General features: G+C 73.6%; 14 protein-coding genes. 10 read left to right on the forward strand and 4 right to left on the reverse strand.

Features of this window, described 5'->3' with window-relative positions; translation table 11 throughout:
- Positions 1-126 precede the first annotated feature (126 nt).
- Positions 127-1020, forward strand: coding sequence for a MurR/RpiR family transcriptional regulator (locus tag GXP74_RS05840; protein ID WP_182450347.1), 894 nt, complete (start codon positions 127-129; stop codon positions 1018-1020).
- A 68-nt stretch (positions 1021-1088) separates the two neighbouring features.
- Here GXP74_RS05840 and GXP74_RS05845 read toward each other — a convergent pair whose 3' ends face one another.
- A complete protein-coding gene (locus GXP74_RS05845) occupies positions 1089-1451 on the reverse strand; it encodes an SH3 domain-containing protein (protein ID WP_182450348.1) in 363 nt (120 codons plus the stop codon).
- 277 nt (positions 1452-1728) lie between these two features.
- Here GXP74_RS05845 and GXP74_RS05850 point away from each other — a divergent pair, with 277 nt between their 5' ends.
- Positions 1729-2289, forward strand: coding sequence for a hypothetical protein (locus GXP74_RS05850; protein ID WP_182450349.1), 561 nt, complete (start codon positions 1729-1731; stop codon positions 2287-2289).
- Positions 2290-2343: 54 nt separating this feature from the next.
- Here GXP74_RS05850 and GXP74_RS05855 read toward each other — a convergent pair whose 3' ends face one another.
- A complete protein-coding gene (locus tag GXP74_RS05855; protein WP_225447736.1) occupies positions 2344-2676 on the reverse strand; it encodes an SHOCT domain-containing protein in 333 nt (110 codons plus the stop codon).
- A gap of 7 nt (positions 2677-2683) precedes the next feature.
- A complete protein-coding gene (locus GXP74_RS05860; protein WP_182450350.1) occupies positions 2684-3100 on the reverse strand; it encodes a DUF6325 family protein in 417 nt (138 codons plus the stop codon).
- A gap of 169 nt (positions 3101-3269) precedes the next feature.
- Here GXP74_RS05860 and hutU point away from each other — a divergent pair, with 169 nt between their 5' ends.
- The 6 genes from hutU to GXP74_RS05890 all read left to right on the forward strand — a co-directional run bounded on the left by hutU (position 3270) and on the right by GXP74_RS05890 (position 10859).
- Positions 3270-4940, forward strand: a complete 1671-nt coding sequence (gene hutU, locus GXP74_RS05865) for a urocanate hydratase (RefSeq protein ID WP_182450351.1) — start codon at positions 3270-3272, stop codon at positions 4938-4940.
- 71 nt (positions 4941-5011) lie between these two features.
- Positions 5012-6202 carry an allantoate amidohydrolase gene (locus GXP74_RS05870; protein ID WP_182456167.1) on the forward strand — a complete coding sequence of 397 codons (1191 nt, stop codon included), beginning with the start codon at positions 5012-5014 and terminating at the stop codon, positions 6200-6202.
- Positions 6193-7560 (forward strand): formimidoylglutamate deiminase, encoded by a 1368-nt coding sequence (locus tag GXP74_RS05875; protein ID WP_182450352.1) that lies wholly within the window; start codon positions 6193-6195, stop codon positions 7558-7560. The genes GXP74_RS05870 and GXP74_RS05875 overlap by 10 nt, the downstream gene beginning before the upstream one ends.
- A 67-nt stretch (positions 7561-7627) precedes the next feature.
- Positions 7628-8794: an imidazolonepropionase gene (gene hutI, locus GXP74_RS05880; protein WP_182450353.1), complete on the forward strand. Its 1167-nt coding sequence runs from the start codon at positions 7628-7630 to the stop codon at positions 8792-8794.
- A 130-nt stretch (positions 8795-8924) separates the two neighbouring features.
- Positions 8925-9599, forward strand: coding sequence for a response regulator transcription factor (locus GXP74_RS05885; protein WP_182450354.1), 675 nt, complete (start codon positions 8925-8927; stop codon positions 9597-9599).
- 9 nt (positions 9600-9608) lie between these two features.
- Positions 9609-10859, forward strand: a complete 1251-nt coding sequence (locus tag GXP74_RS05890) for a HAMP domain-containing histidine kinase (protein ID WP_182450355.1) — start codon at positions 9609-9611, stop codon at positions 10857-10859.
- Between the two features lie 78 nt (positions 10860-10937).
- Here GXP74_RS05890 and GXP74_RS05895 read toward each other — a convergent pair whose 3' ends face one another.
- Complete coding sequence (locus tag GXP74_RS05895; RefSeq protein WP_182450356.1) at positions 10938-11513, reverse strand: GtrA family protein; 576 nt, start codon at positions 11511-11513, stop codon at positions 10938-10940.
- A gap of 294 nt (positions 11514-11807) precedes the next feature.
- On the opposite strand from GXP74_RS05895, the gene GXP74_RS05900 reads away from it, so the two are divergent.
- Together GXP74_RS05900 and purE are read left to right on the forward strand one after the other, a co-directional pair.
- On the forward strand, positions 11808-12947 hold the full coding sequence (locus GXP74_RS05900; protein ID WP_182450357.1) for a 5-(carboxyamino)imidazole ribonucleotide synthase: 1140 nt from the start codon (positions 11808-11810) through the stop codon (positions 12945-12947).
- A gap of 86 nt (positions 12948-13033) precedes the next feature.
- Entirely contained in the window at positions 13034-13561 is a 528-nt protein-coding gene (purE, locus tag GXP74_RS05905) for a 5-(carboxyamino)imidazole ribonucleotide mutase (protein ID WP_182450358.1), read from the forward strand.
- Positions 13562-13564: the final 3 nt, after the last annotated feature.

The raw sequence follows: 13564 nt of genomic DNA on the forward strand, positions 1-13564 counted from the left end.
CGACGCGCCACCCCCGGGCCATGCTTGTCAGTCCACGCGCTCCGGAGTCCACGTGCTCCAGCCCAGTGCTCCAGCCCAGTGCTCCAGCCCAGTGCTCCAGCCCAATGAAAGGCAGGGTGTCCGAAGATGAGTGAGACACCGCCCGCCGTGGCCGAGGGCGTCACCCCGGGGCCCTCCGGCAGGCTGCTCAGCCTGTTCGACGGGCACCGGCTGACCCCCACGCAGCGGCGCATCGCACACTGCCTGGTCCGCCATGCCTCCGACGCGCCCTTCCTGTCCAGCGTGGAGGTCGCCGAGCTGGCCGGGGTCAGCCAGCCCTCGGTCACCCGCTTCGCCGTCGCCCTGGGGTTCGACGGCTACCCGGCGCTGCGCCGCCGCCTGCGCGAGCTCGGCCCGGCCGACCCCGGCGAGCCCGGCGGCGGGCAGGAGAGCGCCCGCGACGCCGTCCGCAACGAGCAGCAGCAGGCGGTGCTCGCCGAGATCGCCAACCTGCAGCACCTGGCGGCGGTGCTGGCCGATCCGGAGCCGGTGCTCCAGGCGGCCAGGCTGCTGGCGGCCTCGCGCCCGCTGCTGGTGCTCGGCCTGCGCGCGGCCTCGGCCCAGGCCCACGGCTTCGCGTACTTCGCGGCCAAGGTCCACCCCGACGTCCGGCTGTTGGCCGAGGGCGGGACGATGGCGCTGGACCGCATCGAGCAGGCGGTCCAGGCCGGTGCGACCACACTGATCTGCTTCGCGCTGCCGCGCCACCCGCGCGAGCTGGTGGATCTGCTGAGCGCGGCCAGGCGGGCCGGGCTGACCGTGATCACCGTCGCCGACAGCGCGTTCGCGCCGGTCGCCGAGCTGACCGATCTGATGCTGCCCGCCGCCGTGGGCTCCAGCCTGGTCTTCGACACGGCCTGCGCCCCGATGATGCTGGGACGGGTGCTGCTCCAGGCCATGTGCGACGAGCTGCCCGACTCGGTGGCCAGACTGGAGGCCTTCGAGCTGGCGGCGGCGGCCCGGGGGCTGTTCGTCGGCTGAACGGCGGTCCCGGTCGGACCGGCCCTGGTCGTGGTCGGGTCTGGTCGTGGTCGGGTCTGGGTCGGGCCTCAGTCGTGGCCCGGGTAGTGCGGGCCCGGAGCGGTGTGGTGCGGGTGCGCGAAGAGCGCCCAGCCCTCGGCCCGGGTGGTGCGGTCGTGGATGAAGGTCCAGCCGCCGTCGCTCTGCCGGGTGGTGAACCGGTCCCCCCTGGCCAGGCGGCCGACCACGGCCGAGCCGTCGCTGGGGCGGGCGTGCAGCGGCAGCGCGCGCGGCTCGCGGGCGCGCGACGCCCGGGCGTGCAGCTGGTGCGGACGCGCGGCCGCGACCGCGGGCGCGGCGGTGGCCACCGCCAGCGCGGCCACCGTCAACGCGGCCACCGCCGCCGCGCCGAGCACCGGGACGAAGGCGGAACGCGGTCGGAAGTCTGACATCGGTTCAACTCTCCTGGGACGACGGGACGACGGGACGACGGGACGACGGGACGACGGGACGGGGCCGGGCCGCCCCTGGGGGGAGAACTGCTGGTCGCGGCGGTTGATGCCGGGGTTTGCGGTGCTTCACCCGAATCGCGGGGCGCGCGCCCGAGCCGCGCGCCCCGGACGTCTCGAAAACGAGTGCGCCGCGTTTCACCCAGTTCTCACGGATCGGGGCTAGGGTCCCGCCAGAGTCGTACGGGATTGGGAGCTTCCAAGGGTTGGGAGGTAGGGAATGCGTGGTACGTATGCGCGGGCCCGGGTGGTGGTCGTCCGTGGCGCTTTCGCCCGCGCGCTGATCTGGGTCGGCGTGGCCGGGACGCTCGCGGGGCTGCTGGAGCCGACCATGACCGGGCGCGAGCGCGGCGGGCTGGCGGGGGCCGGGCTGTTCGTGCTGACGGCGCTGTTCGGACTGCTACAGCGCCGCCGCTGGTACGCCCGGCGCGCCCGGGAGGCGGGCAAGGCGGCGTTCGCGGTCACCCTGGAGCCGCCGCACGAGACCCGGGTCCGGCTGGCCCGGACGAACGCCTGGTGGCTGCTCGGCGGTGCCGCCGCCACCTGCGCGCTCGGCCTGGTCGCCGGGTCGGCGGCCGGGATGCTGGTGCTCGGCTACGGGGTCGGCCTCCAGCTGGCGGCCTGGCTGCTGGCCCGCTGGGAGCGCAAGCAGGAGACGCTGCTGTGGTGCCGCACCGAGGACGGCCGACTGCTCGGCCGCCGCAGCCGGATCAGCGACTTCGCCTTCACCGGCCCGGCGGCGGGCAACGTCCGCCCGGTGGTCCGCGCGGCCCGGCGCTAGGGCCGGTCTTTCGGATCACGTCGGGCGGTGGCCGGGGCAGCCGTGGTCGCCGGGTCAGCCGCCGAGGAGTCTGGCCTTGGCGGCGGTGAACTCCTCCGGCGTGAGCAGGCCCTGCTGCGCCATCTCGCCGAGCCGGGTCAGCTTGGCGGTGAGGTCGTCGCCGCCCGCCGCAGCGGCGGCCGGGGCGGGCGCGGGCGCGGCGGGTGCCGGCGGCGCTGCGGGCTGCTGCCGCAGGTCGGCGATGGCCTGGTCCTGCCCGGCCTCCCGCTCCGCGCCCTCGGCGGCGCGTCTGCCCAGGTGGTAGGCCGCGCCGCCGACGATCGCCCCGCGCAGCAGCGGGGCGCCCACCGGGCGGCGGACGACGGGTCGCATCCGTGGTCGGAACATGGTGCGGTCATCCCTCCGCGTCGACGAGCGCGCGATGCGCCTCGGTGATGTGCTCGGGCGGGATCCGGACCGAGGCGGCGATCCGCCCTCCGGCGGCGCGGAAGGCCACGGCCGCCTCGGCCGCCCACAGGTGTTCCACCAGCACCAGCAGCGCGCTGGTGCCCGGCTCCAGCAGTCCGGCGGCCTCCGCCGCGTCCTCCTGGCCGATCAGGTTGACCTCGTCCGAGCTGGTCAGGACCGACTTCAGGTGCTCGAAATCGGTCAGTTCGGCGGTCTCCACCGCGCCGGTCGCCCGCCGGGTGACGATCAGCGAGTCGATCACCCGGACGCCCCCCGTGTGGCAGAGCGAGTCGAGCGGGGCGACCACATCCGCGCCGATCGTCTCGCCCGGGAAGGCGAGCACCAGGAATTCCACGGGCCCCACGGGGGTCTCCTCTCGGCTGTCGCTTCGAACAGCAGGATCAGCATATGGTCCATAACTGGACCAACAACCACATAAGCCGCCGATTGGCTCTGGCGGCGTCCTTGATGATTGAGTATCTTCAGAGAACACAAAATTGAATGGATGTATCCATGAGGAGGTCGGGAGAGTCATGACGCAGCAGCAGAGCGGGCCGCGCACGGTCAGGGCAGCGCGGGGTTCCGCGCTCACCACGCAGGGCTGGCAGCAGGAGGCCGCACTGCGGATGCTCATGAACAACCTCGACCCGGAGGTCGCCGAGCACCCCGAGAAGCTGGTGGTCTACGGGGGCACCGGCAAGGCCGCCCGCGACTGGCGCTCCTTCGACGCCATGGTGCGCACCCTGCAGACCCTCAAGCAGGACGAGACCATGCTGGTCCAGTCCGGCCGCCCGGTCGGCGTGATGCAGACCCACGAGTGGGCGCCCCGGGTGCTGCTGGCCAACTCCAACCTGGTCGGCGACTGGGCCAACTGGGAGGAGTTCCGCCGCCTGGAGCAGCTGGGCCTGACCATGTACGGGCAGATGACCGCCGGTTCCTGGATCTACATCGGCACCCAGGGCATCCTCCAGGGCACCTACGAGACCTTCGCCGCGGTCGCCGCCAAGAAGTTCGACAACACCCTGGCCGGGACGATCACGCTGACCGCCGGTCTCGGCGGCATGGGCGGCGCCCAGCCGCTGGCCGTCACCATGAACGACGGCGTGGCCATCTGCATCGACTGCGACCAGTCGCGGATCACCCGCCGGATCGAGCACAAGTACCTCGACGTCGAGGCCAAGAACCTCAAGCACGCGCTGGAGCTCGCGGTCGAGGCCCGCGACCAGCGCAAGCCGCTGAGCATCGGGCTGCTCGGCAACGCCGCCGACCTCGTCCCGCAGCTGCTGGCGATGGACGCGCCGATCGACATCGTGACCGACCAGACCAGCGCCCACGACCCGCTCGCCTACCTGCCGGTCGGCGTCGACTTCGCCGACATGGAGAGCTACGCGGCCGAGAAGCCCGCCGAGTTCACCCAGCGCGCGAGGGAGTCCATGGCCCGGCACGTGGAGGCGATGGTCGGCTTCCAGGACAAGGGCGCCGAGGTCTTCGACTACGGCAACTCGATCCGCGGCGAGGCCAAACTCGCGGGCTACACGCGGGCGTTCGACTTCCCCGGGTTCGTCCCGGCGTACATCAGGCCGCTGTTCTGCGAGGGCAAGGGCCCGTTCCGCTGGGCCGCGCTGTCCGGCGACCCGAAGGACATCGCCGCGACCGACAAGGCGATCCTGGAGCTGTTCCCGGAGAACGAGTCGCTGGCCCGCTGGATCAAGCTGGCCGGTGAGCGGGTCCACTTCCAGGGCCTGCCGGCCCGCATCTGCTGGCTCGGCTACGGCGAGCGGGACAAGGCCGGTGAGCGGTTCAACGAGATGGTCGCCGACGGCACCCTGGCGGCGCCGCTGGCCATCGGCCGGGACCACCTCGACTGCGGCTCGGTGGCCTCGCCCTACCGCGAGACCGAGTCCATGCTCGACGGCTCGGACGCGATCGCGGACTGGCCGCTGCTGAACGCCATGGTCAACGTCGCCTCCGGCGCGTCCTGGGTCTCCATCCACCACGGCGGCGGCGTCGGCATGGGCCGCTCCATCCACGCCGGTCAGGTCACCGTCGCCGACGGCACCGCGCTGGCGGGCGAGAAGATCCGCCGGGTGCTCACCAACGACCCGGGCATGGGCGTGATCCGGCACGTGGACGCCGGGTACGACATCGCCACCGAGACCGCCGCCGAGCGCGGTGTCCGCATCCCGATGCGCGAGGGCGAGTAACCACGGTGCCGGAGCGGGTTGCGACACAGTGGGAGGGGCAGCTCGGCGCGGCCGCTGACGGCTACCGCCGGATGTGGGCCGAGCTGCTCCCGGTCGGACGCTACGACGCGTCCGGCGGTTACCGGCGGCACGCCTGGACGGCGGCCGACGCCGAGTGCCGGGCCTGGTTCGCCGAGCAGGCCGCCGCCCGCGGCCTGCTGCTGGAGGTGGACCGGAACGGCAACCAGTGGGCCTGGTACGGCGATCCGCGGGGCGAGGGCGCGATCGTCACCGGCTCGCACCTGGACTCGGTGCCGGACGGCGGCGCGTACGACGGGCCGCTGGGCGTGGTCTCCGCCTTCACCGCGCTCGACGCGCTGCTGGAGCGCGGGGCAACTCCGGCGCGCCCGTTGGCGATCACCAACTTCGTCGACGAGGAGGGCGCCCGCTTCGGCGTCGCCTGCGTCGGATCCCGGCTCAGCGCCGGGGTGCTGACGCAGGATCAGGCGTACGCGCTGCGGGACGCCGACGGCATCCGGCTGCCGGACGCGATGGAGGCGGCCGGGCAGGACCCGAGCGCCGTCGGCGCCGACGCGGACCGGCTGTCGCGGGTCGCCGCGTACGTCGAACTCCACGTCGAGCAGGGCAGGTTGCTCGCCGACACGCCCCACCCGGTGGGGGTCGCCTCGGCGATCTGGCCGCACGGGCGCTGGCGGTTCGACTTCCACGGCGAGGCCAACCACGCCGGCACCACCCGGCTGGAGGACCGCCGGGACCCGATGCTGAGCTACGCCAACACCGTGCTCGCGGCCCGCAAGAAGGCCCGGCAGCACGGCGCGCTGGCGACCTTCGGCAAGGTCGCGGTCGAGCCGAACGGCACCAACGCCATCGCCTCGCTGGTGCGCGGCTGGCTGGACTCGCGCGCCGCCGACGAGGCCACGCTCACCGCCCTGGTCGAGGAGATCGCGGCAGCCGCCCGGGAGCGGGCCGAACGCGACGGCGTGCGCGCCGAGGTGGTACGCGAGTCCTACACGCCGGTGGTCGACTTCGACGCGCCCCTGCGGGACCGGCTCGCGGCCCGGCTCGGCCCGGACACCCCGGTCCTGCCGACCGGCGCGGGCCACGACGCGGGCATCCTGTCCGCCGTGGTGCCGACCGCGATGCTGTTCGTCCGCAACCCCACCGGTGTCTCGCACTCCCCGAGCGAGCGGGCCGCCGAGACCGACTGCCTGGCCGGGGCCGCCGCCCTGGCCGACGTCCTGGAGGACCTGACATGCAGGTAGCCGCCGCACCGGGCGGGACGTCCGAGCCGAGCGGGACGTTCTGGGCGCCGTACGCCTGGATCGACCCGGTGGTCGAACGCGAGGTGCTGATCACCGTCGCGGACGGCCGGATCACCGCGGTCACCGCCGACAGCGGCCCGGCCCCGGCCGGGGCGGTGCGGCTCACCGGGCTGACCCTGCCGGGCATGGCCAACGCCCACTCGCACGCCTTCCACCGGGCGCTGCGGGGCACCGTCCAGGTCGGCAGCGGGACGTTCTGGACCTGGCGGGACACCATGTACCGGGCCGCCGACGCGCTCGACCCGGAGCGCTACCTGGCGCTGGCCACCGCCGTCTACGCGGAGATGGCGCAGGCCGGGATCACCACCGTCGGCGAGTTCCACTACCTGCACCACGCCCCCGGCGGCGCCCGCTACGACGACCCGAACGCCATGGGCGAGGTGCTGATCGAGGCCGCCGCCCGGGCCGGGGTGCGGATCACGCTGCTGGACACCTGCTACCTGTCCGCCGGGTTCGGCGAGCCGCCGAACCGGCACCAGCAGCGGTTCAGCGACGGCGACGCGGACGCCTGGGCGGCGCGCGTGAGTGAGCTGAAGCCCAGCGCGCACGCCCGCGTGGGCGCGGCGATCCACTCCGTCCGCGCGGTCCCGGCCGACCAGCTGTCGACCGTGGCCGCGTGGGCGGCCGAGCGCCGCGCGCCGCTGCACGTCCACCTCTCCGAGCAGGTCGCCGAGAACGAGGCCTGCCTCGCGGCGCACGGGCAGACGCCCACGCAGCTGCTGGCCGCGCACCACGCCCTGGGCCCGCGCACCTCGGCCGTCCACGCCACCCACCTGAGCAGCGCGGACAAGCGGCTGCTGGCCGACTCGTCCACGATCGTCTGCATGTGCCCGACCACCGAGCGCGATCTCGCCGACGGCATCGGCCCGGCCCGGGAGCTGGCCCACGACGGCTGCGTGATCACCCTCGGCAGCGACAGCCACGCGGTGATCGACCCGTTCGAGGAGGCCCGGGCGCTGGAGCTGAACGAGCGCCTGGCCACCCAGCGGCGCGGCCACTGGACGGCGGCGGCGCTGCTGCGGGCCGCGACCGAGGACGGCCACGCCTCGCTCGGCTGGCCCGAGGCCGGACGGCTGGCGGTCGGCGCGTTCGCGGACTTCTGCACCGTCGCCCTGGACAGCCCGCGCACCGCCGGTCCCGACCCGCGCCTGGGCGCCGAGACGGCGGTGTTCGCGGCGGGATCGGCCGACGTCCGGGAGCTGGTGGTGGGCGGCCGGGTGGTGGTCCGCGACGGCGTCCACACCGCCGTCCCGGACGTCGGCGCGGCCCTGGCCGCCGCCATCGCCCCACTGCGCTGAACCCCGCCGCGCTGAACCCCGCCCGCCCGCACCGAGCCCGCCCGCGCTGAGCCCCCTGGAGCGACTGATGAGCACCGTGATCACCGGCATCGGCAGCCTGGTAACCAACGATCCAGGCCTCGGCGCGGGCCCGCTGGGCGTCCTCGCCGACGCCGCCGTCGTCCTCGACGGCGGCCGGATCGCCTGGGTCGGCCCGGCCGCCGCCGCGCCCGCCGCCGACCAGGCCGTGGACGCGGCCGGACGCGCCGTCGTCCCCGGCTTCGTCGACTCCCACGCGCACCTGGTCTTCGCGGGCGACCGCACCGCCGAGTTCAACGCCCGGATGTCCGGCCAGTCGTACTCGGCGGGCGGCATCCGCACCACCGTCGCCGCGACCCGCGCCGCCACCGATGCCGAGCTGGACGCCAACGTCGCCCGCTACGTCCAGGAGGCCCTGCGCCAGGGCACCACCGTGCTGGAGTGCAAGTCCGGCTACGGCCTCACGGTCGAGGACGAGGCGCGGGCGCTGCGGATCGCCGGGCAGCACACCGACGAGGTCACCTACCTCGGCGCGCACGTGGTCGCCCCGGAGTACGCCGACGACCCGGGCGGCTACGTCGACCTGGTCACCGGCGCGATGCTGGACGCCTGCGCCCCCCACGCGCGCTGGGTGGACGTCTTCTGCGAGCGCGGCGCCTTCGACGGCGACCAGGCCCGGGCGGTGCTCACCGCCGGAATGAAGCGCGGCCTCACCCCCCGGGTGCACGCCAACCAGCTCACCGAGGGCCCCGGCGTCCAGCTCGCGGTCGAGCTCGGCGCGGCCTCCGCCGACCACTGCACCCACCTCAGTGACGCCGACGTGGCCGCCCTGGCCGGTTCCGACACCGTCGCCACGCTGCTCCCCGGCGCGGAGTTCTCCACCCGCGCCGTCTACCCGGACGCCCGGCGGCTGCTGGACGCGGGCGCGACCGTGGCGCTGTCCACCGACTGCAACCCCGGCTCCAGCTTCACCACCTCCGTGCCCTTCTGCATCGCCGTCGCGGTGCGGGAGATGGGGATGACCCCGGACGAGGCGCTGTGGGCCGCCACAGCGGGCGGAGCGGCGGCCCTGCGCCGTACCGACGTGGGTACCCTCCGCGTCGGCGCCCGCGCCGACCTGACGTTGCTGGACGCCCCCTCCCACGTCCACCTCGCCTACCGGCCCGGGGTGCCGCTGGTCGCCGGGGTGTGGCGGGCCGGGGTCCGGGAGGTCTGACCGCCGCCCTGCCCCCGGTGCCCGGGGGGCGTCCCGGCCCCCAGTGACACACTGTGACCTGCGCCGTCGGGAGGGTGGCGGGTCGGATTGTTCGCCGGGCCCGCGCCCCGGGAGCACTACGATTCACCCCATGACCCGTGTACTGCTCGCCGAGGACGACATCGCCATCTCGGAGCCGCTGGCCCGCGCGCTGCGTCGGGAGGGCTACGAGGTCGTGGTCCGCGAGGACGGCCCGTCCGCGCTGGAGGCCGGCCTGGAAGGCGGCAACATCGACCTGCTGGTGCTGGATCTCGGGCTGCCCGGGATGGACGGCCTGGAGGTCTGCCGTCGGCTGCGCGCCGAGGGCCACGGCTTCCCGGTACTGGTGCTCACCGCCCGCGCCGACGAGGTGGACACCGTCGTCGGCCTGGACGCGGGCGCGGACGACTACGTCACCAAGCCGTTCCGGCTGGCCGAGCTGCTGGCCCGGGTGCGGGCGCTGCTGCGGCGCGGCAGCGTGGACCTGACCACCGGCGCGCACGGCGTCAAGATCGACATCGAGTCGCACCGCGCCTGGATCGGCGACGAGGAACTCCAGCTGTCGGCGAAGGAGTTCGAGCTGCTGCGGGTGCTGGTCCGGGACGCCGGGCGGGTGGTCACCCGGGAGCAGATCATGCGCCAGGTCTGGGACACCACCTGGTGGACCTCGACCAAGACCCTCGACATGCACATCTCCTGGCTGCGCAAGAAGCTCGGCGACGACGCCGCCAGCCCCCGCTACATCACCACCGTGCGCGGGGTGGGCTTCCGTTTCGAGAAGAGCTGAGCCGGACTTGTGAAACGCAGGCTGATCAACTCCACACTGTCCGTCGTGCTGGTGGTGGTCGCGCTGTTCTGCGTGCCGCTCGGGCTGGTCGAGAAGCGCAGCATCGAGGGCAACGCCCAGGGCCTGGTCACCGCCGAGGCCCAGCACCTGGTCGGGGTGGTGGAGAACCGCATGGTCGCGGGCGAGCCGATCGACTCCGAGTCGCTGTCCGGGCTCGCCGACCAGAACGCCCAGCGCTACGCGTTGGTCGATGTTCCCGGCCAGGCCCCGATCACCCTCGGTAGCAAGCCGGTCGGCAGCGACCCGCTGACCGCGCGGGAGACCGGCGCGCACGGCGAGCAGGTGCTGGTCCAGCAGTCCCGGGAGCCGCTGGACCGCGAGATCCGGGCGATGCTGCTGCTGCTGATCGCGGTGACCGTGCTGACCGTGCTGGCCGCCGCGCTGCTCGCGGTCTGGCAGTCCCGGCGGCTGGCGCAGCCGCTGGTCGAGCTCGCCGAGACGGCGGAGCGACTGGGCTCCGGCGACCCCCGGCCCCGGCAGCGCCGCTACGGCATCGTCGAGCTGGACCGGATCGCCGAGGTGCTGGACTCCAGCGCCGAGCGGATCGCCCGGATGCTCACCGCCGAGCGCCGCCTCGCCGCCGACGCCTCGCACCAGCTGCGGACCCCGCTGACGGCGCTGTCGATGCGGCTGGAGGAGATCGCCGAGACGGACGACCCGGAGACGGTCAAGGAGGAGGCGGCGATCGCGCTGGTCCAGGTCGAACGGCTGACCGACGTGGTCCAGCGGCTGCTCACCAACAGCCGCGACCAGCGCAACGCCTCGGCGGTGTCCTTCGATCTGGACGAGGTGATCAAGCAGCAGGTCGAGGAGTGGCGCCCGGCGCTGCGCCGCTACGGGCGGACCCTCTACCTGGAGGGCCCCCCGGGCATCAAGGCCATCGGTACGCCGGGCGCGGTCGCCCAGGTACTGGCCGCGCTGATCGAGAACTCGCTGATGCACGGCGACGGCTCGGTCACCATCCGCACCCGGGTCCGCGGCAGTTCAGCGGTACTGGAGGTGCAGGACGAGGGCGTGGGCGTCCCCAGCGAGCTGGGCGCGCGGGTCTTCGAGCGCGCCGTCAGCGGCCACAACTCCACCGGCATCGGCCTGGCCGTCGCCCGCGACCTCGCCGAAGCGGACGGCGGCCGACTGGACCTGCTGTCCCAGCGACCGCCGGTGTTCGCGCTCTTCCTCGGCCGTCAGGTCGAGGAGCAGTAAGCGCAGTCTCGGCCGCCAGGTCGAGGGGTGGCGAGCACGGCCGCCCGGGGCTGCCCGGCGCGCGCGGCGCGGGGTGGTTCAGGCCCGGCGGGAGCTCACGCGCTTCTTGGCGTGGCTCGGGGGTCCCTGCTTGGTGCGGGTCTCTACCAGGATCTGCTCGGCCTGGGCGACCGCGCCGCCGACCCCGACCGGGCCGGTCACCGCGGCGTCGGCCTCAGCCGAACGGGTGAAGACGAAGGTGCGGTACGCCCAGAAGCGGAACAGCGTGGCGACGCCGATGCCGATCACGGTGAAGAACATGGCCACGGACTTGCCGTGCATGTCCAGGCCGTAGGTGAGGGCGTAGAGCACGGCGTTCTGGATGACCAGGCCGATGCCGCTGAAGACCAGGAAGAGCGTGATCTCACGGGTCCGGGTCTGCGCGTCGGCGTCCCGGTACACCCAGAAGCGGTAGCCGATGTAGTTCGTGCCGATGGCGATCAGCGTGGCGATGATGTTCGCCCGCACGGTGGCGCCGGGCATCACGTCCAGCAGGATCGCCAGTGCCACCATCTGGATGACCACGCCGACTATCCCGACAACACCGAACTTCGCCAGCTCGTTCGCCAACCGACGAAGGAGGCCGGGCGGGGGCGCCGCTTGGTTGGGCTTCATGTGGGTCCGTCTCTTTGGTGGCTCAGGGAGCGGTGGACAGCCTAGTCCCGGGAGTGCCGCCGGGCGGTGCCGAGCCGCGAACATCTCATCCGACTCTCAAGGAAGTCGTGCGCCCCAGCGGAGCCCCCTTCCTGGGCGGAGCCTCCAATCGCCAGGGTAGTCGGAAGTCCGGGACCCCACCCGCCGGGGTCCCGGACTCCACCCCGGACCGCCGCCGGGCCGAGCCGACCGGTGCCCGGGCCGGGCGGCGGGCCTGCGGAAACGGGTCCTCGGGCCGCCGGATATCCTTCAGGTGTGACTTTTCCAGTGGTCGGCATCATCGGAGGCGGGCAGCTCGCCCGCATGGCCCATCAGGCGGCGATCCCGCTCGGCATCAGGACCAGGCTGCTCGCGGACACCCCGCAGGACTCGGCCGCGCTGGTGGTGAACGACGTGGTCCTCGGCGACTACCGCGACCTGGACACGCTGCGCCGCTTCGCGGCCGGTTGCGACGTGGTCACCTTCGACCACGAGCACGTCCCCACCGAGCACCTGCGGACGCTGCTGGCGGAGGGCGTCGCGGTCCGTCCCGGCCCGGACGCGCTGGTGTTCGCGCAGGACAAGGGCCTGATGCGGGCCAAGTTGGACTCGCTCGGGGTGCCCTGCCCCCGGCACCGGCTGGTCGCGGACCCCGCCGACGTCGCCGCGTTCGCCGCCGAGGGGGACGGCTGGCCGGTGGTGCTGAAGACCACCCGGGGCGGTTACGACGGCAAGGGCGTGTGGGTGGTCCACGACCAGGCCGGGGCCGCCGAGCCGTTCCGCGCGGGTGTGGCGGTGCTGGCCGAGGAGAAGGTCGACTTCGTCCGGGAGCTCGCGGCCGACGTCGTGCGCTCCCCGCACGGCCAGGCCGTGGCGTACCCGGTGGTCGAGTCCCTGCAGCAGAACGGCATCTGCCACGAGGTGACCGCGCCCGCGCCCGACCTCAGCCCGGAGCTCGCCGCCGAGGCGCAGGCGCTGGCGCTGCGGGTGGCCGGTGAACTGGACATCACCGGGCACCTCGCGGTCGAGCTGTTCGAGACCCGCGACGGCCGGATCCTGGTCAACGAGCTGGCCATGCGTCCGCACAACTCCGGCCACTGGTCCATCGACGGCGCGGTGACCTCGCAGTTCGAGAACCACCTGCGGGCGGTGCTGGACCTGCCGCTCGGCGACCCGCGCCCGCGTGCCCGCTGGACGGTGATGGTGAACGTCCTCGGCGGCGACTACCCCGACATGTACCACGCGTACCTGCACTGCATGGCCCGCGACCCCGGGCTGCGGGTGCACATGTACGGCAAGGACGTGAAGCCCGGCCGTAAGGTGGGCCACGTCACGGTGTTCGGCGACGACCTGGACGACGTCCGGGAACGGGCCCGGCACGCTGCCGGGTACCTGCGCGGCGACATCACCGAGTAGCCGCACGCTGGTCGGCACCGTTGGTCGGCCCCGTGGAACCGTGGTGGAAAGAGACAGTCGGCGTGGAACGTGAGGGGAAGCAGCGCATGAGCGAGCAGCCGCTGGTCGGCATCGTGATGGGGTCGGACTCCGACTGGTCGGTGATGGAGGCCGCGGCACAGGCCCTCGACGAGTTCGACGTCCGCTACGAGGTGGACGTCCTCTCGGCGCACCGGATGCCGCGCGAGATGATCGCGTACGGCGAGGCCGCCGCCGGACGCGGGCTGAAGACGATCATCGCGGGCGCGGGCGGCGCCGCGCACCTGCCGGGGATGATGGCCTCGGTCACCACCCTCCCGGTGATCGGCGTGCCGGTGCCGCTGAAGTACCTGGACGGCATGGACTCGCTGCTGTCCATCGTGCAGATGCCGGCCGGGGTTCCGGTCGCCACCGTCTCCATCGGCGGTGCCCGCAACGCCGGACTGCTGGCGGTCCGTCAGCTGTCCGCCTTCGACTCGGAACTGGCCTCGCGGATGCGGGACTTCCAGGACGAGCTGAACGCCCAGGCCACCGCCAAGGGCAAGAAGCTGCGCGGCAAGGTCAGCGGCAGCAGCGGCTTCGGCTTCGGGAGCTGACCG

It is taken from the genome of Streptacidiphilus sp. P02-A3a, assembly GCF_014084105.1.
Taxonomy (GTDB): domain Bacteria; phylum Actinomycetota; class Actinomycetes; order Streptomycetales; family Streptomycetaceae; genus Streptacidiphilus.